The following is a 25713-nucleotide window of genomic DNA, read 5'->3' as shown; positions in this document are numbered from 1 at the left end:
GAGAAAAAGGAGAACAGCGCAATGATCGACTACCTGACCCTGAAATTCATCTGGTGGCTGCTGGTGGGGCTGCTCCTGGTGGGATTTGCCATCATGGACGGCCACGACATGGGCGTCGGCACCCTGCTGCCCTTCGTGGGCAAGACCGACGAAGAACGCCGGGTTGCCATCAATACCGTGGGCCCGCACTGGGATGGCAACCAGGTCTGGTTCATCACCGGCGGCGGCGCCATCTTCGCCGCCTGGCCGCTCGTCTATGCCACCGCCTTCTCCGGCTTTTACTGGGCCATGCTGGCGGTGCTCTGGGCCCTCTTCTTCCGGCCCGTGGGTTTCGACTACCGCTCCAAGGTGAATAACCCCACCTGGCGCAGCACCTGGGACTGGGGCCTGTTCGTGGGTGGCTTCGTGCCGCCGCTGATCTTCGGCGTGGCCTTCGGCAACCTGCTCCAGGGAGTGCCTTTCCATTTCGACGAAACCCTGCGTCCCTTCTACACGGGCAGCTTCTGGGCCCTGCTCAACCCCTTCGCTCTACTCTGCGGCGTGGTCAGCAGCGCCATGATCACCGCCCACGGGGCCCATTACCTGATGCTCAGGAGCGAAGGCGCAATCTTCGAGCGCGCCCGTCTGGGCGCCCTGGCCTGCGGCATCATCGCCCTGATCTGCTTCGTGGGTGCCGGTTTCTGGGTCCAGGCCCTGCCTGGCCATGTGATCACCGGCGGCGCCGACGCGGCCGCCCTGCCCAACCCGCTCGACAAAACCGTGGCCGTGGTAGCCGGCGGCTGGCTGCACAACTTCAAGAACATGCCCCTGCTCTGGAGCGTGCCCGCCCTGGGTATCGCCGGCCTCATCATGGGCGGACTGATGGCCTGGGTGCGCCGCCCCGGCCTGGCCTTCATCGCCTCCTCGCTTGCCATGACCGGCATCATCGGCACCGCCGGGGTGGCCATGTTTCCCTTCATCATGCCCTCTTCGAGCGACCCCGCCTCGGGCCTCACTGCCTGGGATGCGGTGTCCTCCCATTTCACCCTGGGCCTGATGTTCGGTGCCACGGTGATCTTCATGCCCCTGATCATCTTCTACACCAGCTGGGCCTACAAGGTCATGGCCGGCAAGGTGACCCTGGACTTCATCCGGGCCAACGACAAGAAGGCCTACTGACCGCATCAAGGAGTATCGCCATGAGCCACGCCTGTACTTGCCATGAAACTTGCCATGAACCCATGAACCCGACCCGGCGCCAGTTGATCCTGGCCACCGCTGCCGCCAGCGGCGTGGCCGGGGCCATCACCCTGATCCCCTTTGCCGCCAGCCTCCTGCCCTCGGAGCGGGCCAAGGCCGCCGGCGCCCCGGTGGAAGTGGATGTCTCCCGCCTGGCCCCGGGCGAGATGCTCACTGTCGAGTGGCGCGGCAAGCCCGTGTGGATCCTGCACCGGACCCCGGCAATGCTGGCCACCCTGAAAGAGGTGGAAGCTGACCTGGTGGACCCGGCCTCGGAACGGCAGCAACAGCCGGAATACGCCCGCAATGCGCAGCGCTCCATCCGCCCGGAAATGCTGGTCCTCATCGGCATCTGCACCCACCTGGGCTGCTCCCCCTCCAAAGCCTTCGAGGCCGGAGCCCCGGGCCTGGGGGCCGACTGGAAAGGTGGCTTTCTCTGCCCCTGCCACGGCTCCACCTTCGACCTGGCCGGCCGGGTATTCAAGAACAAGCCCGCCCCCACCAACCTGGAAGTGCCGCCGCACCAGTACCTGGCCGAAGGCCGGCTGCTGATCGGTGCAGACGACAGCACTGCCTGAACCCCATGAGACCTGAGGAGGTAAACCCCATGCGCCTGATCGCCGTCACCTGCCAGAACGCCCGCACCGTCACCCCCCATGCCGGCCGCTGCCGCCGCTTCTTCCTGTTCGGGGACGGGGGCGGGCCCATGGTGGGCACCGTGGAGCTGCTGCCGGAGGAAGTCCTTCATGCCGGGCCCCTGGGACCGGAACACCCCCTGGCCCCGATCAAGGTCCTGATCAGCGCCGGCATGGGCCAGGACCTGTACCAGCGCCTCTCGGCCCGGGGCATCCAGGTGTACCTGACCCAGGAAAGCTCACCGGAAATGGCCGTACGCCTGTACCTGGCCGGGGTGCCCTCGCTGCCCTGCAACGACCATAGCGGCTGCGGTGACGATCATGAAGCAGCAGAAGAAGCCGCCCCCATCCCGGAAAGCGCCGGCCATTGCCAGTGTGGCCACGGGGGCGGAAGTGGACATCAGCACCAGCACGGCCGCCAGCACAGACACTGAACCCCGACACTGAACCCTGACACTGAACCCTGACAGAGAAAGGAAACCCTCCATGTGGTACTTCACCTGGATCCTCGGCCTGGGCCTCGCCCTGCTCCTTGCCGTGGTAAACGCCATCTATTACGACGCCCGGGAAAATGAAAGCGACTGAGGTGGGCGCGCATCTTCCGGACCTGCCCCGAAAGCCCGGCCCCCGGGCGCCCTGGGGGCAAAACCTGTCGCTCTTCCTGGGGCTTGCCTCGGCCCTGCTCCTGGTCCTGGACCCGCGCCTTGTGGCCGAGAACATGGCTGAACTGCGCCATTCGGAACTGCTCTTGCTCCTTACCGCCATCGCCCTCTGCCTGGTGCGCGGAGTCGGTTTCCAGTTCAAACCCGGCAGCCCAGGGCAGTGGATCACCCACCCCTTCACGGCCTGGCCCCTGCTGGCCCTGGCTTGGTGGAAGCTGCTCCACTGATTTTCTGACACCCAAGGAGAGTCACCATGCCACATACCCTGCACCACCCGGGAGTATCGCCATGAAATGCGGATTTTCCTCCCTCTTCCTCCCTTTGGCGCTGGCCCTTTCCCTCACCGGAAACGCCAGCGCCTTTGCCACTTCGGGTAACGCGCCCCCGAAGGCCGGCAAGACGAGCACCGCCGACCATGGCAAGTTCAAGGAACTACAGCAGGACTTCAAGTCCGGCCAGGAAGTCACCCGGGCCTGCCTGACCTGCCACACGGAAGCCGCCCGGCAGGTCATGCAGACCCGCCACTGGACCTGGGAATATACCAACCCCGACACAGGCCAGAAGCTGGGCAAGAAAACCATGCTGAACGGCTTTTGCATCGGCGACAGATCCAACGAAGCCTATTGCAACAGCTGCCATATCGGCTACGGCTGGGAGAACGACAGGTTTGATTTCGCCAACGAGGAAAACGTGGATTGCCTGGTCTGTCACAACCAGGGCAAGTACAGCAAGCCCAGCGGCCTGGCCGGCCACCCGGCCTATGTGCGCACCGAGTACCCGCCCGGCTCCGGCATTTTCCTGGAGCCCGAGGACCTGACTCAGGCGGCGACCCATGTGGGGCCCACCCGCAAGGACAACTGTGGTGCCTGCCACTACAACGGCGGCGGCGGTGACGGGGTGAAGCACGGGGACCTGGATTCCTCCCTGAATCAGCCCTCCCGCCAGCTGGATGTGCACATGAGTGCCGACGGGGGCAACTTCAGCTGTTCCACCTGCCACCAGACCGATGCCCACCAGGTCTCCGGCAGCCGCATCTCGCCCACGGCAGCGGACCCCCACGGCCCCCTGTTGCGGGGCCAGGCCAGTGACCGGAACCCCACCACCTGCCAGGCCTGCCACGGGGATGCGCCGCACCAGGCCCCGGCCGGCAGCATCAACGCCGCCCAGGAGAAAAACCCGGAGCTGCTCAACACCCACGCCCGGACCTTGGCCTGCCAGACCTGCCACATCCCGACTTTCGCTCGGGGCGGGGTACCCACCAAGATGACTTGGGACTGGTCCCAGGCCGGCAAGATGGGCCCCGACGGCAAGCCCCAGAAGATCGAGGATGAGCACGGCCACATCATTTACGACAGCCGCAAGGGCCAGTTCGGCCTGCAAGAAAACGTCGTGCCCGAGTATCTGTGGTTCAACGGCAAGGTCAGCTACACCCTGCAGACAGACAAGATCAATCCAGACAGGCCCGTGGCCATCAATACCTTTCACGGCGCCCCGGGAACGGCGGATGCGCGCATCTGGCCGGTCAAGCGTTTCCGGAGCCGGCAGCCCTATGACATGGAAAATCTGACCCTGCTGGTGCCCCACACGGCCATCCCGGACGACACGGCCTACTGGTACAACTTCGACTGGGACAAAGCCCTGAAGGTAGGCGCCGAAGCCACCGGCGCCCCCTTCTCGGGCAAGTACGGCTTCGTGGATACGGAAATGCTCTGGCTCATCACCCACATGGTGGCCCCCAAGGAAGACGCGGTGGATTGCATCGAATGCCACAAACAGGGCGGACGCCTGGAAGGCATTCCCGGGGTCTACATCCCCGGCCGGGACCGCCACCCCTGGCTCGACAACATAGGCTGGGCCCTGGTGGGCCTGACCACCCTCGGCAGCCTCGGGCACGGCTTGATCCGCATCCTCACCCGCCGCCGGCAGGATAAAGGCCCTCACGACGGCCCTCACGACGGCCCACAGGACGACAAGCACGACAACCCGCACGGAGCCCGATCATGAGCGAACGCATCTACCTCTACAAACGTTTCGAGCGTTTCTGGCACTGGTCCCAGGCCCTCTTGATCATCGTCATGATGATCACCGGCTTCGAAATCCATGGCACCTACGCCCTGCTGGGCTTTGCCAAAGCCGTCCAGGTGCACACCCTGGCGGCCTGGTTTCTGCTCACCTTATGGGCCTTCACCATCTTCTGGCAATTCACTACCGGGGAATGGCGCCAGTACCTGCCCACCCTGAAGAAAGTGGGCGCCATGGTGAGGTACTACATCCTGGGCATCTTCATCAACGCGCCCCAGCCCTTCAGGAAGACCCCGATGGCCAAGCACAATCCGCTGCAGCGCCTGGCTTACCTGGCCTTTTTGTCCCTGATGTCGCCCCTGATCTGGTGCAGCGGGCTCCTTTACCTGTTCTATCCCCAGTGGCCGGCCTGGAGCCTGGACCGGTGGCTGTCCCTGGAGTGGGTGGCCCTGGCCCACACAGTAGGGGCCTTCTTGATCCTCACCTTCTTCGTGGCGCATGTGTACCTGGCCACCACCGGGCGAACCCCCTTCGCCTACATCAAGGCCATGATCACCGGCTGGGAGGATGCCCACTAATCATGCCGCCCCCCATGCTATTTGAAGCCCATGCGGCGGCAGGGGCGGCCATCCCATCCGCCATTGGACAATCCGGACCCGGATGCCCATAATCGGCCCCGGTTTTGCCGGTTCCACCTGGTTTTGCCGGTTCCACCTGGAGAGCTGGGCTGCCCGGCTGCCCGGCTTCTCATACCCCCAACCTCCCAACCTCCCTACCCTCAGGAACGCCATCGTGATGCCTTATCTGATTCCTGGCGCAGACCTGCCCGGCAGCCTGATCGTGGCCGGATGCCCTTCCCTGGCAGCCGCCCGCCGCCAGGCCGATGCCGATTTTCATGCGGCTGCCGGCGGCCATCCCCGGTTCTGCGCCGAACCCTCCAGGAAGGGGCGGCCCGCATGAGCGACGATACCCTGGCCCAGCTCCGGGAACGGCTTGCCAGCCTGAACCCCCTGCAACTGGAACTGGTGGATGAATCCCACCTCCATGCCGGCCACGCCGGGGCCCGGGACGGTGGCGGCCACTACCGGATCACCCTCGTGGCCGAAATTTTCCGGGGCAGGAACACCCTGTCCCGCCACCGGCTGGTATATGATGCTGTCGGCAATCTGATGCAGGGCCCGGTGCACGCGCTGGCGATCCGCGCCCTGACACCCGAAGAAGCCTGAACTTTCCCAACAAGGACTCGCAAGACATGCTGAAACTGACCAAACTCTCCCTGGCCCTGGTGGCCGGCGCCCTGATCTCCGCTCCCACCCTGGCCCAGTCCAAGGTCTTTGCCACCGTCAATGGCCAGGCGATCCCCCAGTATGTGGCCGACGCCTTCATCAATGAACAGAAGGCCCAGGGCACCAAGGATGACCCTCAGTTCCGCACTGCCGTCAAGGAAGAACTGGTGCGCCGCGAACTGCTGGTCAACGAGGCCAGGAAAAAGGGCCTGGACAAGAAAGCGGACATCATGGGCCAGATGGAAATCGCCAGGCAGGCCATCCTGATCCGCGCCTTCATCGCCGACTACATCAAGAACAACCCGGTCAGCGATGCCCAGCTGAAGAAGGACTATGAGACCTTCAAGTCGCAACTGGGCAACACCGAATACAAGGCCCGCCATATCCTGGTGGAAAAAGAAGATGATGCCAAGGCCATCATCGCCAAGCTGGAAAAGGGCGAAAAGTTCGCCGACCTGGCCAAGCAGTCCAAGGACCCCGGCTCCAAGGACAAGGGCGGCGAACTGGGCTGGAGCATCCCCAACTCCTTCGTCAAACCCTTTGCCGATGCCCTGGTGAAGCTGGAAAAGGGCAAGTACAGCAAGGAGCCCGTGAAGAGCGACTTCGGCTACCACGTGATCCTGCTGGAAGATACCCGCAACCTGACCCCGCCCACCTTCGAGCAGTTGAAGCCGCAGCTGACCCAGCGCGCCAATCAGCAGAAGGTTGAGCAATTGATCGAAGAACTGCGCAGCAAGGCCAGGATCAGCTGAACCCTGCCGGCCCCGCCCCAGCAACCGCCCGCCTGCCTGCCGGGCGGTTTTTTCATTCCAGTTCAGTGCCACTTCTGGCCCGGCCACTGCCGGCAGGGCCCGCCCGCCATGCCGGTCAAACCAGCGCTCATACCCGCTCCCCGCTTGTCAGCCGTACATCCTGCCCTCGATGCTGAGCAGATTTCATGCCCCTGTAACCAAGCCCCCCTAGCATAGCCCTCCCTTATCAAGAGGAGGTTTGTCGCCATGTTCAATCCCTTTTCCCACCAGATTCCTGAACGCCAAACCACTCAAGATGCCGCTTTTCCGTCCTCTCTCCAGGTCTCGGATGAAGCCCTGGCCTTGAAGGCCCTGATCCACGGCCAGCAACTCTCCGCCGTCTTTCAGCCCCTGCTGGATTGCCGCGCTCACAGCTACATGGGTTTCGAAGGCCTGATCCGGGGCCCGGAAAACCACCCCCTGCATTCCCCCGACGCGCTGTTTGGGGCCGCCCGCCGTAACCAGATGGGTCTGGAACTGGAATATGCCTGCCTGCAAACCATCCTGATCGCCTTTGCCCATCTGCGCCTGCCAGGCAAGCTGTTCGTCAACGCCAGCCCCGCCTGCCTGCTCGACCCACGTTTCAAGGACGTGGAAAACCAGACTTTCATGCGCCACCTGGGCCTGCCTCCCTCCCGGATCGTGATCGAGGTGACCGAGAACCAGGACATCACCGATTTCCCCGAGATTCAGTCCACGCTGGCATACCTCCGCAGCCTCGGCTTTCAGATCGCCATCGACGACCTGGGCGAAGGCTTTTCCAATCTGCGCATGTGGTCCGAGATTCGCCCCGAATATGTCAAGATCGACCGGCATTTCATCACCGGCATCGGCCAGGATGACCTCAAGTTCCAGTTCGTCAAGGCGATGCAGGATCTGGCCGAGACCTGCTCCGCCCACATCATTGCCGAGGGCATCGAAACGGCGACCGACCTGCAGACGGTGCGCGACCTGGGCATTGCCCACGGCCAGGGTTTTTTCATTGCCCGGCCCCACGCCTCACCCCTCAAAAGCCCGAACCAGGAAGTGCTGGACATGCTCTGCAGCCGCCGGGTGGCGGTGTTTCCCCAGGCCATCGCCAGCAGCAGCATCACCACGGCCCGCACCCTGCTGCACTACATCGAGCCGATTGCCCATCATGCAGATAACGACCAGGTCTTCCTGCGCTTTGAAAGCGACCCGCAACTGGAGGTGCTGCCGGTCGTGGAAGGCGACATCCCGGTTGGCCTCATCAACCGCCACACCCTGATCGACCGCTTTTCCCGGCCCTTCCGCCGCGAACTATACGGCAAGAAACCCTGCACCCTGTTCATGGACCCGGCCCCGCTGGTGGTGGACGAGAACGCCACGGTCCAGGAACTGGGCCTGATCCTGTCGCGCGCCGCGCGCCACTACCTGTTCGACGGCTTCATCGTCACCTGCCAGGGGCGTTACACCGGGGTGGGCAGCGGCCACGACCTGATGGCCCTGATCACGGAAATGCAGATTTCCGCCGCCCGCTATGCCAATCCCCTCACCCAGCTGCCGGGCAACGTCCCCATCAACGAGCATATCGACCGGCTCCTGAAGGCCGGGGTGCGCTTTGCCGCCTGCTACGCCGACCTGGACAACTTCAAACCGTTCAACGATGTCTATGGCTACCGCCGCGGCGATGACGTGATCCAGTTACTGGGCCAGATCCTGGTCGAAGTGGCGGACGCCCGCCTGGATTTCGTCGGCCACATCGGCGGCGACGACTTCCTGATCCTGTTCCAGAGCAATGACTGGGAAGCCCGCTGCGCCCGGGCCCTGAAAATGTTCGACGAACAGGTGATGCCCTTCTTCAATGCCGAAGATCTTGAGCGGGGTGGCCTGATCGGCGAAAACCGCCGGGGCGAGGTCGTGCTGCACCCCCTGCCGGCCCTCTCCATCGGCGCCCTGATAGCCGAAAGCTGCTACTACGAATCGCATCACGAGATTTCCACCGCCGCCGCCGAGGCCAAGAAACAGGCGAAGAAACAACGGGGCTCCAGCCTCTTCATCGAACGGCGCCGCCCCATCTCCCAGAACCTGCCGCATCACGACGGCAATCCCCCAGACCTGATCCTTGCTTCCTGATCCTTGCTTCCTGATCTTTGCTTCCTTTTTTTGATTGCGACTCGATGAAACAACTGTTCCTGCCTGCCATAGCCTTGATCAACCGCCTCAGCTACCGGGTCAAGCTGCTACTGCTCGCCGCCCTGGCGATCCTGCCGCTGGTCGTCATCACCCTGCTGCTGGCAGCCGAAATCCACCGGGATGCCGAGGTACTGAAAACCGAGCTGGCCGGTCTGGATCAACTGCTGCCGGCGCTCGAACAGCTCAGGGCGGCGCAGGAAGGCCAGGGAGACCCCGCCGCCATCCTGGAACAGTTCAAGACCCAGGTCAGCCAGCATGGCCTGCAGCGCGATGATGACCCGCTGGCCCACACCCTGATCGGCATCCTCACCGCCAAGCTGCCCGAACTGATCAAGGAACTGGCGCCAGCCCGGGACATGGGCCTGAAGGCGATCGAAAACCAGCGCCTGCCCAGCTCCCACCGCGAAAAACTGACGATCGCCCAGGCCGGCTTCGTCACCCTGATGGACTGGATTGCCGCCGACCTGGAAACCGCCCGCGCCCTGAAGGGTGAGGTCCACGCCCGGCTTTCCCCCGCCTATGAGCAACTCAACACCCAGTTGCTGAGCTTTCAGGAAATGCTGGTGACCAAGGTCATCAACACCAGCGATTTCGACATCGAACCTGCCGCCTTTGCCGCCCAGGGCAGCCAGGTGCTCAAGGCTGCCCAGGACCTGGCCCGGGCGCTGGAACCCGAAATTCGCGCCTCGCTCGACACACGCCATGCGGCCGCCCGGCAGAAACTCCATTTCAGCCTCGCCAGCCTCGGCCTGGTGGTGCTGCTGCTGGGCTATCTGGCCACCGGCGCCTACATCTCCATCCTGCGCAGCATCCACGAGTTGCAAGTCAGCACCGACGCGATGGCCCGGGGCGACCTGACCCGTCGCGCACAGATTCTGGCCTCGGACGAGATCGGCACCACGGCGGCGGCCTTCAATCACATGAGCGAGGGCTTCAGCCTGCTGATCGGCAAGACCCGGGAGGCAAGCGAGCAACTGGCCTGCCATACGGACCAGCTCGCCAACGAAAGCGCCCAGATCACCCGTGCCTCCAGTTCCCAGACCGACGCCACGCAACAGACTTCGGCCGCCGTCGAAGAATTGACCGTGAGCATTCACGAAATCAGCGAACATGCCCAGGAAACCGCGAGTATCACCACCCGGGCCGGGGAACGCTCCAGGGAAGGCCAGGAACTGGCGCACAGCGCCGCCACCGAAATGCAGGGCGCGGTCGCCGCGATCCAGCGTTCGGCCCGGGCCGTGGGCGAACTGGAAGCCCGCTCCCAGGAAGTGGGACGCATCGTCGGCGTCATCAAGGAAATTGCCGACCAGACCAATCTGCTCGCCTTGAACGCCGCCATCGAAGCGGCGCGGGCCGGGGAACAAGGCCGGGGCTTTGCCGTGGTGGCCGACGAGGTGAGGAAACTCGCCGACCGCACCGGCCAGTCGAACGCCCAGATCGGCATCACCATCGGCGCCATCCAGTCAGAAATCCTCGCGGTGGTGGAAGACATCCGCAACAGCAGCCTCCAGGTGGATCAAGGGGTGCAGGTGGTCGATGCCCTGTCCCGCTCCCTCGCCAGCATTCATGCCGAAGTCAATGAGTCGCGCCTGCATGTGGGCGAGATCGTCGACGCTACCAGCGCCCAGACCGATGCCGCCAATGAAATCGCCCGCACCATCCAGGAAGTCGCGCTGATGGTGGAGCAGACCCATCAGGCCCTGGAACGATCAGGGGCAACGGTGCATGACATCCAGAGCCTGGCCCGCGAACTGGAAAGCTCGGTGCACCACCTGCGCACCCGCTGATTCCGATCCCCACGACAACCTCTGCATTCCAGATACCGCCGGCCAGGGCCTGGCAGGCTAAAAAAAATACCCCTGCTTTTTGAGCAGGGGTCCAAGGAAAAAACAAGGGTCTGGCCGTCAGGCCATGAGTGGCCTGAATGAGCGGCCCGATTTTCACTGCAGCAGCTGAGCTTCTTTTTTCTGCGCGGCAGTCTTGGCGGCAGCGCGCTCAGCCCCGGCGGGCGTATCAGCCTGACTGCGGCCCTGACTGCGACCCTGACTGCGTCGTTGGGCAAATTGCTGCGCCAGCTGCGCCAGCGCTTGCCGGCTGGCCTCAGCCCAGCCGGTCACGCCCCGCTCCGTTTGCTCAAGGCTTTGCCGCAGGGTATCCAGGGCCGGCAAGATCTCGGCCGGGCTGCAGGAACGAGCCCGCTCCACACTCGTGACCAGCAACTGATCAATGGCCCGGGTCTGGGCGGCGGCCGTGATGATCACCGTCTGCTGGACATCGCCGATGATTTCCAGCAGTTCTCCCAGCAGCGTCGCGGACTGCGACTGGACATCGCTCAGCCACAGGCCAGAGGGCGCCAGGGGCTGCGGCTGGTTCTTCAGCATTTCGAGTTGCTGACGGCTCATGCGGGTAAATAACTGGGTCAGCCGCTCGGAGGCACTGACGCAGGCAACCGTAGCCGTCTGGAAATTATTGAGACTGTGCTGGCGCCCGCTGGCGATTTCGGCAGGGGAAAGATACATGGCTGGACTCCCAATCATGAATTCAGGAAGTGCAGCTTAAGCCGCAGATATTACATCCGGATGAAAGCCGCGCGGCCGTGCGTTCCGGGAAACACGGAATGCCAGCCCAGCCGGGCCTTTATTCCCAGGGCGGTTCGGCCGCCAGGAAATGGCCTACCGCAGTCGGAAGGGTATCGACCAGCGCCCCGACGCGCCCGGCCAGCCAGGCCTCGGGCAGACGCGCCGTGGCCGGAGGCAGGAGGCGGTGCACCAGGGTCTGGGCCGTGGCCAGGTCATTGAGATGGCCCAGCACTTCCTGCAGGTCGACCAGGCCGGCGAGGTAGCGCTGGCTGCGTTTTTCGCCAAACAGCCCGACAAAGAACTCCAGGGCGTAGCGCAACTTCTTGAAGGCGATACGGAGTTCGTGCCGCGCTTGCGGGTCCAGATCGCGCACCGACTCGCCCAGGCGCGTGACCTGGCGGGCCCGGCTGACGAGGCGACGACGGGCCAGCTTCTGCAGGGGCGGCATGGCATCAGGAAAAGTCAGATGTTCGAGCGCCCATTCAAAATCCAGCACCAGCAGACGCGCCTCGGGACTGGCCAGCATGCCCCGGGCTACTCGACGGGCCCGCTGCCGCTCACGGCCAGCCCGGGCTTTCAGACGCGCCAGCCAGTCTTCCGCCCCCAGTTCCCGCTCCATCAGGGGCAAGGTCTCGGCCAGGAAGACATCCAGATTCCGGCAGTCTCCCAGCCCATTTGCCATGTCCCGCCAGCGTGCGCTGAATTCGGTCACGAAGCCTTGGGGCAGCCAGGGGGCAAACAGCTTCAAGGCTGAGCGCAGGCGGCGGATGGCCACCCGTGCCTGATGCACGAACTCCGGATCATCGGATACGGCCAGGCCCGGCAGGTTGAGGCAGAGATGGCTGATGCAGTTGCGGACGATATGTAAAAAGGCGCGCCTGCCGTCCTGCCCGGCAGGCAGCGAAGGCTTGGCACGATAGGATTTGAGGGGGGTTCCCGCCTGCTGGATCCGGGCCGCCGGGCTGAGCATGGCAGGTTGCATGACGAAAGCGGCAAGCAAGGCACGGCAGAGCAGAAAGGCAGCTTCATCGCCGTTCTCGAGCGGCAGAAAACTCAGCCGCACCAGACTCTGGCGCCCGGTCCCGGACTGTTGCTCGACCCGTTCGATGCGCAGACCGGCGGCTCCAGCCGCCGTATCCACCCGCAGCCACTCTTCCCGGATGACTTCGCTGCCCAGCCGCTGCAATTGTGCCGTCTGCTTTTGCAGCCAGAGGCGCAACTCCTTGTCGGACACAAAATCAAAATCGAAACCGCTCGGACCGCAGTAGCCTGCCGCCAGCAAGCCGGCCTGCCAGCCCAGGCCGGCATCCGGGCGGGAAGCTTGCAATTCCATGCGCCACTCCCAGCCGCAACGCACCCGGGCCAACAACAGCCCCCGGCCCGAGAGGGCAGCCTCCGGAGTATCGAAGTAATCCAGTTGCCGCTCCTGACACTGACCGACGGCACTGGGCAGAGCCGGGTGCTGACGCAGCCGGCGAAATTCGGTTGGAGAAAGTTCGTAGTGGAACATGGCAGATCTCCCCTCTCAACAAGCCGCACCCGGACTTTGTTGCATTTACATGACAAATCATGAAGTTAGCCGTACGACCCGGGGCATCTTACCCTTGCCGGAGGCGCTCACCAAGGGCCTTGCCTGTCGTCAAGCTGTCACGAAAGGCGTCTAGTATCCAGTTTTCGCCCTCCTTTTTTGTGCCATGCGCATATTGATGCTTTCTGATGTGTATTTCCCCCGGGTGAACGGGGTTTCCACCTCCATTGAAACCTTCCGCACATGCCTGGCGCAAAAAGGAGTGGAAGTAACGCTGATAGCCCCGCGCTACGGTTCGGAGCAGAGCGCCGGAAACCTGATCCGCCTGCCCTCCCGCAGGATTCCCATGGACCCGGAAGATCGCCTGATGTCCTACCGGGCCGCCCTGGAACTGACGCCCCGGCTGGAAAAGGAAAATTACGACCTGATCCACATCCAGACTCCCTTCGTGGCTCATTACGCCGGGGTCGCTCTGGCCTGGCGCCTGGGAATTCCCGCCGTAGCCACCTACCACACCCTGTTCGAGGAATATCTCTACCACTACATTCCCTTTCTGCCCCGGGAGTGGCTGCGCGGTCTGGCACGCCGCTATTCCCGGCGCCAGTGCAATGAACTGGCCGGGGTCATCGTGCCCTCCACGGCCATGGCCGAGCGCCTGCGGGAATACCAGGTGACCACGACCCTGGAAATCCTGCCCACGGGCATTCCCTTGCAGCGCTTCGCCCGGGGCGACCGGGCCGCTTTTCGCCAGCGCCACGGCCTTGCCCCGGATCGCCCCCTGGCCCTGTTCGTGGGCCGGGTGGCCCATGAGAAGAACATCGGCTTTCTGCTGGAGGCCCTGCAACTGGCCTGCCGCCGCATTCCCGACTTGTGCCTGGTGGTGACCGGCGAAGGCCCCGCCCGCCCTGCCCTGGAACGCCAGGCCGGACAACTGGGGTTGCAGGACAATGTATTGTTCCTCGGCTACCTGGACCGGCAGACGGAGCTGCCGGACGCTTATGCCGGTGCGGACCTGTTCGTGTTTGCCTCCCGCACCGAAACCCAGGGTCTGGTGCTGCTCGAAGCCATGGCGGCCGGGCTGCCGGTGCTGGGGCTGGCCGCCATGGGCACTCGCGACATCCTGGAACCCGAACGGGGCTGCCAGGTGGGCGCCGATGACGTCTCCCGGTTCGCCGAGCAGATGGTGGCGCTGTTTGAACAGGATCAGACACGGCTGCGGCTGGCTGCGGAAACCCGCGCCTATGCGGCAGAATGGTCCGACCAGGCCATGGCCGCGCGCCTGTGCAGCTTCTATGAGCAGATCTGCCGCCAGCATGGCAAGCAGTTCCAGCAAGGCCCCAGCCCCCTGCCCCGCGCCCTCGATAGCCACTGACGATAGCCGCTGACTATGCAAGGCATATAGAGAGACAATTGGACCAACACTCCATGACCGGGAACAATGAATGGCGCTGGATTGACCGTTTTCCTGGCCCAGTTCCAGGAAGACCCCCGATCCCGACAGAGAGCAAAAAGCCGGGCGGCATGTACCGCCCGGCACCCGTTTACGGGCCTGCTTCGCCATGATCGGGGGACGAGAGAACTTCAACCGCCCGGCAGCCACTAAAAGATCCAGATTCGACAACAACAAAGGAAACAACACCATGACAGTCACAGTCACCCTTGGCGGTAACCCGGTACAAGTAGATGGCCTCTTTCCCCAGCCCGGCCAGAAGGCCCCGCCCTTCACCCTGACAGGCCTGGACCTGGCCGATGTTCCCCTCACCCGCTTTGCCGGCAAGCGCAAGGTCCTGAACATCTTCCCCAGCATCGACACCCCGGTCTGCGCCACCTCGGTGCGCCATTTCAACCAGGCCGCCAGCCAACTGGAAAACACGGTGGTGCTGTGCATTTCCGCCGACCTGCCCTTTGCCCAGAGCCGTTTCTGCGGTGCCGAAGGGCTGGAGAACGTGGTGATGCTATCCACCCTGCGGAACCGGGATTTTCCCAAGACCTACGGCGTGGCCCTTGCCAGTGGCCCTTTGTCCGGCCTGACGGCCCGGGCCGTGGTAGTGCTCGATGAAAACAATCAGGTGCTGCACAGCGAACTGGTGCCGGAAATCAAGCAGGAACCCGATTACGCGGCCGCCCTCGAGGTCCTGGCCTGACCGCTCCATGACAGCCCCTTGGCCCGGCCACGGGTGAAAGTGATGACCGGAGTAGAATGGCCCGGTTCCCAAGAGAAATTCCCTGGCTTTACCCCACAATTCATCCATTCATCCATCGATAACATTCAAGGAGCATTCCTCATGTCCAGTCAAACCGAGTTCTTGCCGGCACTTGCAAGGAGCATCGATCCTGCCACCGTCACTCCCAATCCCGCCATCCGTAAAAAGCCGCTGGATGTGAAGGTGCTGGCGGCCCTGGCGCAGATGACAGGTTCCATTTCACCGATGTCGCTGGCCCTGGCAGTCTTCGATTGGGCCGGGCATCTGGCGTTGGCGCCAGGCAAGCGCATGGACCTGCTCAGCCAGGCTTATGCCCTGAATCAGGAGGTGTGGCGTACGGCCAGCAGCCGTTCTGAAGCGACGGAGGAGGATGAGGAAGAAAAGCCGGACCGGCGTTTTGCGGACCCGGCCTGGCAGTCCGGGCCCTTCAAATTATTCTGCCAGGCCTTCCTGGCCACCGAAGCCTGGTGGCAGTCCGCCACCACCGGCATTCCCGGCGTTTCGCGCCACCATGAACACCTGACGTCCTTCATGGCGCGTCAGCTCCTGGATATTTTTTCACCGGGTAACTATCTCTTCTCCAATCCCGTGGTGCTGCGGCGCACGATGGAAACCGGAGGGGGCAATCTGGCGCAGGGTTGGCGTAATTTCATGGAGGATATGGAGCGCCGCATCAACGGCCGGCCTCCGGTGGGCACGGAAAACTTCCAGGTCGGCAAGAATGTGGCGGTCACGCCGGGCAAGGTGGTGTTCCGCAATCGTCTGGTGGAACTGATTCAATACGTGCCCACGACGGACAAGGTGTATCCGGAGCCGGTGCTGATCGTGCCGGCCTGGATCATGAAGTACTACATCCTCGATCTTTCCCCGCATAACTCCCTGATCAAATACATGGTGGATCAGGGGTATACGGTGTTCTGCCTTTCCTGGAAGAACCCCGGGGAGGAAGAAGCGAACCTGGGCATGGATGATTACCTGTCCATGGGGATCGATGAGGTACTCGATGCCATTGCCGCCATTGTTCCGGATCAGAAAGTTCATGCGGCGGGTTACTGTCTGGGGGGCACGCTGCTTTCCATTGCCAATGCCGCCATGCACCGTGATGGTCAGGATCGCCTGGCCTCGATGACCCTTTTTACCGCCCAGACCGATTTCACCGAACCCGGGGAACTGGCCTTGTTCATCGACGACAGCGAACTGGCCATGCTCGAAGCCCAGATGCGGGATACCGGCTACCTGACGGCAGGCCAGATGGCGGGCGCTTTCCAGTTGCTCAATTCCTACGACCTGCTCTGGTCGAAGATGATCAATGAGTATCTGCTCGGCGAGCGCAGCAGCATGAATGATTTGATGGCCTGGAATGCGGACGCTACCCGCATGCCGGCATTGATGCATGCCCAGTACCTGCGCCGGCTGTTCCTCAATGACGACCTGTCCGAAGGGCGTTACCCGGTACGGGGCAAACCCGTGGCGCTCACCGATATCCGCACCCCCATCTATTGTGTGGCCACCCTGACGGACCACGTCGCGCCCTGGCGGTCGGTGTACAAAATCCATTATCTGACGCCCGCGGAGATCACCTTCGTGCTCACCAAGGGCGGGCACAACGCCGGCATCGTCAGCGAGCCTGGGCGGCGCAACCGCTATTACCAAATCCTCGAACGGCCCGCCGGCGGTGTTTATGTCTCGCCCGACGACTGGCAGCAACAGGCGCCCCGTCACGAAGGTTCCTGGTGGCCGGCTTGGTCGGCCTGGCTCCAGGCCCGCTCCGGCACCCTCGTCAAGCCTCCCGCCCTGGGCGCCCCCCAGAAAGGGTATCCGGTCTTGATGGACGCCCCAGGGAGCTATGTGCTGGAAAAATGATGCCCGCCTGAGCGCGGGCCCGCGCTGAATCCATCCGCAAGTTTCCGGGATTCAGCGCGCCTTGCAGCCTTTAAGGCATCCCCGGGAAATCAGGTGGGTGGCGCGCTGATTGGGCTTACCGTCATTCCACATAACGTCATTCCACATAACGTCATTCCACATAACGTCATTCCACGTAACGTCATTCCGCGTAACGTCATTCCACGTAACGTCATTCCGCGTAATAACTGCGATACCACTCGATGAAACGCCCCACCCCGATTTCGATGGGGGTGCCGGGCTGAAAGCCCACCCAGTCCTTGAGCGCGTCCACATCAGCATAGGTGGCGGGCACGTCGCCATCTTGCAGCGGCAGGAAGTTCTTCCGGGCCGTCATCCCCAGGGCTTTTTCGAGGGCGGCGATGAAATCCATCAAGGGCACGGGGTTGTGGTTGCCGATGTTGAACACCCGGTAGGGCGCGTGACTGGTGCCCGGGTCGGGCTGCAGGGGGTCAAAGTCCGGATTGGGGGTGGCTGGCTTGTCCAGCACCCGGATCACGCCTTCGATGATGTCGTCGATGTAGGTGAAGTCGCGCTGCATGTTGCCGTGATTGAAGACATCGATCGGGCGGCCCTCCAGGATGGCTTGGGTAAACAGGAACAGCGCCATGTCCGGCCGGCCCCAGGGGCCATACACGGTGAAGAAGCGCAGCCCCGTGGTGGGTAGGCCATAGAGGTGGCTGTAGGTGTGCGCCATCAGTTCGTTGGCCTTTTTGGTGGCCGCATAAAGGCTCACCGGATGGTCGACCGGGTCGTGCTCCGAGAACGGCATCCTGGTGTTGCCGCCATAGACACTGGAACTGCTGGCATAGACGAGATGCTGCACCCGCTGGTGGCGGCAGCCTTCGAGGATGTGGATGAAGCCCACCAGATTGCTGTCGATGTAGGCGTGCGGGTTCTTGAGGGAGTAGCGCACCCCGGCCTGGGCCGCAAGATGCACCACCTTGTCGAATTTTTGCTCGGCAAACAGCTTTTCCATGCCGGCCCGGTCGGCCAGATCGAGCTTCACGAAAGTAAAGCCGGCCTCTGCCTCGAACCTTTTCAGCCGGTCGAGTTTCAACTTCGGGTCGTAGTAATCGTTCAGATTGTCGAGGCCGACCACCTGCTCCCCGCGTGCCAGCAGTTGGGAAGCAACATGGCTGCCGATGAAGCCGGCGGCGCCGGTGACGAGCACTTTCATGACTTTCCTTTCATTCCACCGTGACCGACTTGGCCAGGTTGCGGGGCTTATCGACATCCGTGCCCTTGATCAGGGCGGCATGGTAGGCGAGCAGCTGCAGGGGCAGCACATGCAGGATGGGAGAGAGTAGCCCGTAGTGCTCGGGCAGAGCGAGCACATGAACGCCGTCCGCAGCCGCGGCAGAAAGCGGTGCGCCCTGGTCGGTAAACACATAAAGCTCGCCGCCCCGGGCGCGCACTTCCTGGAGATTGGACTTGAGCTTTTCCAGCAAGTGGTCGTTGGGGGCCACGGCGATCACCGGCATGTCCTTGTCCACCAGGGCGAGCGGGCCGTGCTTGAGCTCCCCGGCCGGGTAGGCTTCGGCATGGATGTAGGAAATTTCCTTCAGTTTCAGCGCCCCTTCCAGGGCAATGGGGTAATGCAGACCCCGGCCGAGGAACAGGGCATGCTGCTTGTTGGCGAAATGCCTGGCCCAGGCGGCGATTTCCGGCTCCAGGGCGAGCACCTTCTGCACGGCCAGCGGCAGATGGCGCAGAGCCTGCAGATGCCCGGCCTCGTCGGCCTCGGAAAGCCGCCCCCTGAGTTTGGCCAGCACCAGGGTGAGCAGGAACAGGGCGGCCAGTTGGGTGGTGAAAGCCTTGGTGGAGGCCACGCCGATTTCCGGCCCGGCCCGGGTGATGAAGCGCAGGACCGACTCCCGCACGATGGCGGATTCCGGCACATTGCAAATGGCCAGGGTAATGGGTTGTCCCAGTTCCCGGGCGTGGCGCAGGGCCGCCAGGGTGTCGGCGGTCTCCCCGGATTGGGAGATGGCCAGCACCAGCTGCCGGGGATTGGGCACCGATTCCCGGTAGCGGTATTCACTGGCGAATTCGACCATCACCGGCAGCCGGGCGAGGCTCTCGATCCAGTAACGCGCCACCATGCCGGCATGGTAGCTGGTGCCGCAGGCCAGGATCAGCACCGCATCCACCTCTTCCAGGAGGCGGGCGGCATCGGCCCCGAACAGGCCGGGCTGCAGACTCTGGGCGCCACCCAGCATTTCCAGGGTATTGGCCAGGGCCTCGGGCTGCTCGAAAATTTCCTTTTGCATGTAATGGCGGAACCGGCCCAGCTCCACTGCGTCGGCGGAGAGTTGCGAGACGACCACCGGGCGGCTCACCCTGGCGCCGCCGTCAATCCGGCAGATCATGAGGCTGTCGGGGCGAAGATCGGCGAGGTCGCCGTTTTCCAGATAGATCATCTGGCGGGTCACCTGCAGCAGGGCCGCAGCGTCGGAGGCGGCATAATGCCCCCTCTCCCCCACCCCGAGCAAAAGCGGCGAACCTTCCCGCGCCAGCACCACCCGGCCGGGCTCGGCCGCGGCGATCACGGCGATGGCGTAAGCCCCCTTCAGGCGCCGGCAGGCGAGGCGCACCGCCTCGGCCAGATCGGGCTGGGTCTCGAGGCAATGGGCGATCAGGTGGGCGATGGTTTCCGTGTCGGTCTCGGAGGTAAAGACATAGCCCAAGGCCTGCAATTCCGCCTTGAGCACCTCGTAGTTCTCGATGATGCCGTTATGCACCACCGCCAGGCCACCGGAAATATGGGGGTGGGCGTTGTGCTCGGCCGGGGCTCCGTGTGTCGCCCAGCGGGTGTGGGCGATGCCGGTGCGGGCCGACAGCCCCCCGGAACGGGCGCAGAGCTCGGCCACCCGGCCCAGGGCCCGGCGCCGCTCGAGCCCCTTTTCGCCAAGGACGGCCAGACCGGCCGAGTCATAGCCCCGGTATTCGAGTTTCTTTAGCCCCTCGATCAGGACCGGGACCACATTGTCTGTCGCTGCCGCTGCCACGATGCCGCACATTGAGTTTGCTCCGGTGTAAAGGAGCGGCATTTTACCGGTTACCCGGAAAAACCGTTATCCGCTCTTGTCTCAATTCCGGTAAAGCCCGGGTAAAGCCCGGGTAAAGCCCAAGTAAAGCCGCCGCCCAGGGCTGCGCGCTTGTCATGAAACAGCGTCCCGGCATTCAAACACCGACCCAACCATCTCGTGCAAAGGCCACCCAATGTATCGTCCAGCGTCTTGCCGCCGGCCATTTCAGCCCAGGACCGTAAGCCCGGAAAACAGGGCGGTAGCAAAGATCATCGGTTCTGATATTTAATTGCGCCGTTTCGCTGAATCCCCTTTGGGCCTAAACTCGCTGCGAAAACAGCCAGGCATTCACCCTGCTGCTGCCGGAGAACAACTTGAGTTATACCGCAGAATCCATTGCCGTCCTGAAGGGCCTCGAGCCCGTGCGCCACCGTCCGGGCATGTACACCCGCACGGATTGTCCCTTGCACATCATTCAGGAAATCATCGACAACGCCGCGGATGAGGCCCTGGGGGGCTATTGCCGGCATATCCAGGTCACCTTGCACCGCGACCAGTCGGTTTCGGTGCAAGACGACGGGCGCGGCATCCCTGTAGAAATCCATCCCATGGAAGGGGTGCCCACGGTCGAAGTGGTGTTCACCCGCCTGCACGCCGGGGGCAAGTTCAACAAGAACGACGGAGATTCGGCCTACCGCTTCTCGGGCGGCCTGCACGGGGTGGGCGTCTCGGTCACCAATGCCCTGTCTTCCCGCCTGGAAGTGGAAGTCACCCGGGACGGGGGCCGCTACCGTATGGCCTTCTCGGGCGGCGCGGTGATCGAGCCCCTGGTCCGTACCGGCGACGCCCCCAGGAAGGCCTCCGGCACGCGGGTGCGCGCCTGGCCCGACCCCCGCTTTTTCGATAGTCCCGACATTCCCCTCACCGAACTGGAACGCCTGCTGCGCAGCAAGGCCGTGCTGCTGCCCGGTCTGGAAGTCAGCCTCAGCATCGAAGACGGGGAAAGCCGCAACTGGTGCTTCAGCCAGGGTATGCAGCAATACCTGGCCGAGCAGTTGCAAGACGAAGGGGTGGCGCCGATTTTTGCCGCCGAAAAATATGCTTCCCGGGAGGACGAAAACTTCCCCCCCGGTTCCGGCGCCGCCTGGGCCATTTGCTGGACCGCCGAGGGCGGGCTGGCGCGGGAATCCTACGTCAATTTGATCCCCACCCCGGCCGGCGGCACGCACGAGGCGGGCCTGCGCCAGGCGGCGCTCGAAGCTGTCAAGAGCTTTGCCGAACACCATGCCCTGCTGCCCAAGGGCGTCAAGATCAGCGCCGAGGATGTCTTCTCCCGGGCCAGTTTCGTGCTCGCGGCCCGGCTGCTCGACCCTTCCTTCCAGGGCCAGACCAAGGAACGCCTCAATTCCCGCGACGCCGTGCCCCTCATCTTACGCATGGTGCGCGACCCGCTCGAACTATGGCTCAACGAACACCCGGATGCAGCCAAAAAGATCACCGAACTGGCGATCCGCGCCGCCCAGGCCCGCAGCCGGGCCGGCCAGAAGGTGGAAAAAAGGAAACAATCCGGCGTCGCCATCCTGCCCGGCAAGCTCTCCGACTGCCAATCGGAAGACATCCGCCGCAACGAGATCTTCCTGGTGGAAGGCGATTCTGCCGGCGGCTCCGCCAAGTCCGGCCGCGACAAGGAAACCCAGGCCATCCTGCCGCTGCGCGGCAAGGTGCTCAACACCTGGGAAGTGGAAGCCGGCAGCCTGTTTGCCAACCGGGAAGTGCACGACATCGCCGTGGCCCTGGGCATCGACCCCCACAGCCAGGAAGCGGATGCCGCCGTACTGGCCAATCTGCGTTACGGCAAGGTGGTGATCATGACCGATGCGGATGTGGACGGCTCCCACATCCGGGTGCTCCTGTGCACCCTGTTCTACCGCCACTTCCCGAAGCTCATCGAGCACGGCCACCTCTATTTCGCCCAACCGCCGCTGTACCGGCTCGACGTGCCCGGCCAGGGCAAGAACCGCCCGCCGCGGAAGATCTACGCCCTGGACAACGCCGAGCGGGAAGCCGCCCTGGACAAGCTGCGCCTGGAAAAGATCAAACCCGAATCGGTTTCCATCTCCCGCTTCAAGGGCCTGGGCGAGATGAATTCCGAACAACTCTGGGAAACCACCATGTGCCCCGACACCCGTCGCCTGATGCGGGTGCGCCTGCCCCGCCAGGCCGAGGCCGGCCCGGTCATGAACATGCTCATGGCCAAGAACGAATCCAGCGGCCGCCGCGCCTGGATGGAAGCCAACGGTGCCCTGGTAGGCGCGGAGATTTAAAGAATGGACGATCAGACCCCCGACCTGTTTGCCGACCTGCCCGGGCAGCCCCCGCAAACGCCAGAAGTCCCCAAGCCCAGCCCCGGCCCTGAATCCAGCCCTGAATCCAGCCCGGCCCTCGCCCTGCCCGGCGCGCCCCCCGAGCCGCCCGGCCTCGCCGTGCGCATCCAGGAAGAAGACGACGGCGAGAGCATCCTGCTGCACGAATCCGCTGCCCGCGATTACCTGGAATACGCCGTGGCCGTGGTCAAGGGCCGCGCCCTACCCGACGTCAAGGATGGCATGAAGCCGGTGCAGCGCCGAGTGTTGTTTGCCATGCGCGAACTAGGCCTCGATGCCACCGCCAAACCGGTCAAATCCGCCCGGGTGGTAGGCGACGTGATCGGTAAATACCACCCCCACGGCGACACCTCCGCCTATGACGCCATGGTGCGCGTCGCCCAGCCCTTCTCCCTGCGCTACCCGCTGGTGGACGGCCAAGGCAACTTCGGCTCCCGGGACGGGGACGGCGCCGCCGCCATGCGCTACACGGAAGCCCGCCTCACCCCTATCGCCGAACTGCTGCTGGGAGAACTAAGCGAAGGCACCGTGGATTTCCAGCCCAACTACGACGGCTCCTTCGACGAACCTGCCTTCCTCCCGGCCCGCCTGCCGTTCTCCCTGTTGAACGGTGCCTCCGGCATCGCCGTGGGCATGGCCACCGAAATGCCGCCCCACAACCTGAAGGAAGTGGCCAACGCCGCCATTCACAAGATCCTCCACCCGGCGGCCGAGGTGGAAGAACTGATGGCCCACCTGCCCGGCCCCGACTATCCGGGCGGCGGCCAGATCATTTCTTCAAACGCCGACATCACCAGCGCCTACAAGACCGGACGCGGCAGCCTGCGGGTGCGGGCTCGCTACGAAATCGAGGAAATGGCAAGGGGCGCCTGGCAAGTGGTGTTCAAGGAATTGCCGCCGGGGGTTTCGAGCGCCAAGGTGCTCGCGGAAATCGGCGCCCTGCTCAACCCCCTGCCCAAGGCCGGCAAGAAGACCATCGAACAAGCCGCCGCCCAGTTGAAGGCCCTGTTCGCCTCCCAGCTCGACAAGGCCCGGGACGAATCCGGCAAGGACGACGACGTGCGCCTGGTGTTCGAGCCGGCCAGCTCGCGCCAGGACCGGGACGAATTCGTGGCCCTCTTGCTGGCCCACACCAGCCTGGAAACCACCGCCCCGATCAACCTCGTGGCCGTGGGCCTGGATGGCCGCCCCTGCCAGAAATCCCTCACCGACCTGATTGGCGAGTGGTGCCAGTTCCGCCTCACCACCGTGGAGCGGCGCACCAAGTTTCGCCTCGAAAAAGCCAACGACCGGATTCACATCCTCGAAGGCCGGCACATCGTCTTTCTCAACATCGACGAAGTGATCCGCATCATCCGCGAATCCGACGCCCCCAAGCCGGCCTTGATCGAGCGCTTTCACCTCTCCGACCGGCAGGCCGAGGACATCCTGGAAATCCGCCTTCGGCAGCTGGCCCGCCTCGAAGGCATCAAGATCGAGCAGGAACTGGCCAAGCTGCACGAAGAAAAGTCCGGTCTGGAAAAGCTGCTCGCCAGCGACACCCTGCTCAGAAAACGGGTGATCAAGGAAATCGAAGCCGACGCCGCCAAGCACGGCGACGAGCGCCGCACCGTGATCCAGCCCGCCGCCATGGCCTCGCGCTCCGAAGTCGCCGCCGTCGCCGACGAACCCGTCACCGTCATCGTCTCCGAAAAAGGCTGGGCCCGGGTGCGCCAGGGCCACGGCCTCGAGCTCTCCGGCCTCGCCTTCAAGGACGGCGACCGGCTTGGTTCCGTGCATGAATGCCGTAGCGTCGATTCGCTCGCCCTCCTCGCCAGCGACGGCCGGGCCTATACGGTCAGCGTCGCCAGCCTGCCCGACGGCCGCGGCATGGGCGCGCCGCTCTCCTCCTTCGTGGAACTGGGCAACAGCCGTATCGCTCATGTGCTGGCCGGCAAGCCGGAAGAAGAACTGCTGATCGCCAAAACCTCCGGCTACGGCTTCCTCTGCACCCTGGCCGACCTGTTCTCGCGCCAGAAGGCGGGCAAATCCTTCCTCACCCTGGAAGACGGGGCGGCGATCCTGCCACCGGTGAAAGTCCCCGCCCAGCCACCCCAGACCCATCTGGCCGCCCTCTCGAGCGACGGCCGCCTGCTGATCTTCCCCCTGGAACAAATGAAACACCTCTCCGGCGGCAAAGGCGTGCAGATCATGGGCCTCAAGGACACGGAAACCCTCACTCAGGTCCTCACCAGCCCCGGCCCGGTCATCAAGATCAGCGGCAACTTCCGCACCAAAGCCAAGGAACTGCTCTCGGAAGAACAGCACCTGGGGCAACGCGCCCGAAGAGGCGCCGGCATCGGCTTGATCAAGGACCCGGTTTTGCAGCATCTGGAAGCATAAAAACCCAAGGAGACTGGCGTCGCTGAAGGGGCCACGTCGCTGATGTCAATGCCGCTGTTGGTGTCGCGCAGGATCATGGGCCGATCCCGGGCGAGCTTCAGCCGCGGGCCGACCAAGGATCCGCCCGGCATCAACGCCCCGCTGGCCGATGTGAAATATTCCAATCTAGTCCGTCTGGAATTGGGCAGGCTGACATGGCCAGACAGCGCCAACCTTGATCCAGGCGGGCGGCATGAAGAATTGGCTGACAGGGAATCGTGTTCCCTATCCAGGCACCTTGTCCCGGCTGCGGGCAGGGAGGGATGAGGACGGATGGGGATGGACGGGAAATCGCGGCACATCCCTCAGTGCTTGATCCCGGAGTGAAGCGCTTTGACTTCTTCTTCCGGCAAGCCAGAGGCCTGAGCAATCTGGGCGTCGGTCAGGATATTCATGGCGATCAGCTTGCGGGCAGTCTCGCGCATGGCTTCCATCCGTCCTTCCATCCGTCCTTCCATCCGTCCCTTCTGAATCCCGATCTGTTCACCCTGCAGGCGTTCTTTCTTGACGAGGTTTTCCAGGTTCTCGGCCAGCATGTCTTTGTCCTCTATCAAACTGTTCAACCGTTCCAGATCCACCTCCGCCCCCAGGCGGATGAGGTGGCGTTTGATCCAGCGGGTAATGACCCGGTCGATCCGTTCCTTGTCCGGATTGGCCTGGATCACGGCAACGATACGGTCGACCGCTCCTTGCAATGACTCCCAGCTGTCACCGGCGTTTTCAATACCGAACATTCCGCTCAAGGGGGTGGATTTCTGGCTCAGTTCCGCATCGGTGTAGCGTCTTTCTTCCACCAGATAGTAACGCAAGTGCGGCTGATAGACCCGCAGGAATGCCGGGGGTTCCGGTTGCAGGAGGTCGTACATGTCTGTCTTGGCAGTCCAGGGCCTGG

21 protein-coding genes and 1 pseudogene are annotated in these 25713 nt (G+C 63.6%); 17 read left to right on the top strand and 5 right to left on the bottom strand.

What is annotated here, in order from left to right:
• The first annotated feature begins 21 nt into the window (after positions 1-21).
• The 12 genes from cydB to WBH99_RS05585 all read left to right on the top strand — a co-directional run bounded on the left by cydB (position 22) and on the right by WBH99_RS05585 (position 10558).
• Entirely contained in the window at positions 22-1158 is a 1137-nt protein-coding gene (gene cydB, locus WBH99_RS05640; RefSeq protein WP_424219135.1) for a cytochrome d ubiquinol oxidase subunit II, read from the top strand.
• A gap of 20 nt (positions 1159-1178) precedes the next feature.
• Positions 1179-1796 carry a ubiquinol-cytochrome c reductase iron-sulfur subunit gene (gene petA, locus WBH99_RS05635; protein ID WP_424219134.1) on the top strand — a complete coding sequence of 206 codons (618 nt, stop codon included), beginning with the start codon at positions 1179-1181 and terminating at the stop codon, positions 1794-1796.
• 29 nt (positions 1797-1825) lie between these two features.
• Complete coding sequence (locus WBH99_RS05630) at positions 1826-2287, top strand: NifB/NifX family molybdenum-iron cluster-binding protein (protein WP_424219133.1); 462 nt, start codon at positions 1826-1828, stop codon at positions 2285-2287.
• Between the two features lie 52 nt (positions 2288-2339).
• The gene (gene cydX / locus WBH99_RS05625) at positions 2340-2438 is read left to right on the top strand and encodes a cytochrome bd-I oxidase subunit CydX (RefSeq protein ID WP_424219132.1); all 99 of its coding nucleotides are present in this window, start codon (positions 2340-2342) and stop codon (positions 2436-2438) included.
• A gap of 1 nt (position 2439) precedes the next feature.
• Entirely contained in the window at positions 2440-2742 is a 303-nt protein-coding gene (locus WBH99_RS05620) for a cyd operon YbgE family protein (RefSeq protein WP_424219131.1), read from the top strand.
• A gap of 61 nt (positions 2743-2803) precedes the next feature.
• Positions 2804-4519, top strand: coding sequence for a tetrathionate reductase family octaheme c-type cytochrome (locus WBH99_RS05615; protein WP_424219130.1), 1716 nt, complete (start codon positions 2804-2806; stop codon positions 4517-4519).
• Positions 4516-5115 (top strand): cytochrome b/b6 domain-containing protein, encoded by a 600-nt coding sequence (locus WBH99_RS05610; protein WP_424219129.1) that lies wholly within the window; start codon positions 4516-4518, stop codon positions 5113-5115. Before WBH99_RS05615 ends, WBH99_RS05610 begins: the two co-directional genes overlap by 4 nt.
• Before the next feature lie 214 nt (positions 5116-5329).
• Complete coding sequence (locus WBH99_RS05605) at positions 5330-5497, top strand: hypothetical protein (protein ID WP_424219128.1); 168 nt, start codon at positions 5330-5332, stop codon at positions 5495-5497.
• Positions 5494-5763, top strand: a complete 270-nt coding sequence (locus tag WBH99_RS05600; protein ID WP_424219127.1) for a BolA family protein — start codon at positions 5494-5496, stop codon at positions 5761-5763. The genes WBH99_RS05605 and WBH99_RS05600 overlap by 4 nt, the downstream gene beginning before the upstream one ends.
• A 26-nt stretch (positions 5764-5789) precedes the next feature.
• The gene (locus WBH99_RS05595) at positions 5790-6575 is read left to right on the top strand and encodes a peptidylprolyl isomerase (RefSeq protein ID WP_424219126.1); all 786 of its coding nucleotides are present in this window, start codon (positions 5790-5792) and stop codon (positions 6573-6575) included.
• Positions 6576-6821: 246 nt separating this feature from the next.
• Positions 6822-8711: a GGDEF domain-containing protein gene (locus WBH99_RS05590; RefSeq protein WP_424219125.1), complete on the top strand. Its 1890-nt coding sequence runs from the start codon at positions 6822-6824 to the stop codon at positions 8709-8711.
• Positions 8712-8755: 44 nt separating this feature from the next.
• Positions 8756-10558 carry a methyl-accepting chemotaxis protein gene (locus tag WBH99_RS05585; protein ID WP_424219124.1) on the top strand — a complete coding sequence of 601 codons (1803 nt, stop codon included), beginning with the start codon at positions 8756-8758 and terminating at the stop codon, positions 10556-10558.
• A gap of 153 nt (positions 10559-10711) precedes the next feature.
• Here the strand turns inward: WBH99_RS05585 and WBH99_RS05580 are convergent, their stop codons facing one another.
• Together WBH99_RS05580 and WBH99_RS05575 are read right to left on the bottom strand one after the other, a co-directional pair.
• Positions 10712-11290 (bottom strand): hypothetical protein, encoded by a 579-nt coding sequence (locus WBH99_RS05580; RefSeq protein ID WP_424219123.1) that lies wholly within the window; start codon positions 11288-11290, stop codon positions 10712-10714.
• Between the two features lie 118 nt (positions 11291-11408).
• A complete protein-coding gene (locus tag WBH99_RS05575; RefSeq protein ID WP_424219122.1) occupies positions 11409-12860 on the bottom strand; it encodes a CHAD domain-containing protein in 1452 nt (483 codons plus the stop codon).
• Positions 12861-13056: 196 nt separating this feature from the next.
• Between WBH99_RS05575 and WBH99_RS05570 the strand changes: the two genes are divergently transcribed.
• The 3 genes from WBH99_RS05570 to WBH99_RS05560 all read left to right on the top strand — a co-directional run bounded on the left by WBH99_RS05570 (position 13057) and on the right by WBH99_RS05560 (position 16945).
• Positions 13057-14250 (top strand): glycosyltransferase, encoded by a 1194-nt coding sequence (locus WBH99_RS05570; RefSeq protein WP_424219121.1) that lies wholly within the window; start codon positions 13057-13059, stop codon positions 14248-14250.
• Between the two features lie 268 nt (positions 14251-14518).
• Entirely contained in the window at positions 14519-15022 is a 504-nt protein-coding gene (gene tpx / locus WBH99_RS05565) for a thiol peroxidase (RefSeq protein WP_424219120.1), read from the top strand.
• A 141-nt stretch (positions 15023-15163) separates the two neighbouring features.
• Complete coding sequence (locus WBH99_RS05560; RefSeq protein ID WP_424219119.1) at positions 15164-16945, top strand: PHA/PHB synthase family protein; 1782 nt, start codon at positions 15164-15166, stop codon at positions 16943-16945.
• Positions 16946-17156: 211 nt separating this feature from the next.
• On the opposite strand, the gene WBH99_RS05555 is transcribed toward WBH99_RS05560, so the two are convergent.
• Positions 17157-18164, bottom strand: a complete 1008-nt coding sequence (locus tag WBH99_RS05555; protein WP_424219118.1) for an NAD-dependent epimerase — start codon at positions 18162-18164, stop codon at positions 17157-17159.
• Positions 18165-18174: 10 nt separating this feature from the next.
• Positions 18175-20007, bottom strand: a complete 1833-nt coding sequence (gene glmS, locus WBH99_RS05550) for a glutamine--fructose-6-phosphate transaminase (isomerizing) (RefSeq protein WP_424219117.1) — start codon at positions 20005-20007, stop codon at positions 18175-18177.
• A 383-nt stretch (positions 20008-20390) separates the two neighbouring features.
• Here glmS and WBH99_RS05545 point away from each other — a divergent pair, with 383 nt between their 5' ends.
• Both WBH99_RS05545 and parC read left to right on the top strand, forming a co-directional pair.
• On the top strand, positions 20391-22340 hold the full coding sequence (locus tag WBH99_RS05545) for a DNA topoisomerase IV subunit B (protein ID WP_424219116.1): 1950 nt from the start codon (positions 20391-20393) through the stop codon (positions 22338-22340).
• A 3-nt stretch (positions 22341-22343) separates the two neighbouring features.
• Complete coding sequence (gene parC, locus WBH99_RS05540) at positions 22344-24782, top strand: DNA topoisomerase IV subunit A (protein ID WP_424219115.1); 2439 nt, start codon at positions 22344-22346, stop codon at positions 24780-24782.
• Positions 24783-25126: 344 nt separating this feature from the next.
• On the opposite strand, the pseudogene WBH99_RS05535 reads toward parC, so the two are convergent.
• Positions 25127-25713, bottom strand: a pseudogene (locus WBH99_RS05535) (hypothetical protein); the annotation flags it as partial.

Source organism: Azovibrio sp. (assembly GCF_049658005.1).
Taxonomy (GTDB): domain Bacteria; phylum Pseudomonadota; class Gammaproteobacteria; order Burkholderiales; family Rhodocyclaceae; genus Azovibrio.
The sequence above is the reverse complement of the archived record's forward strand: the minus strand, read 5'-3'. Positions and strand labels throughout refer to the sequence as shown.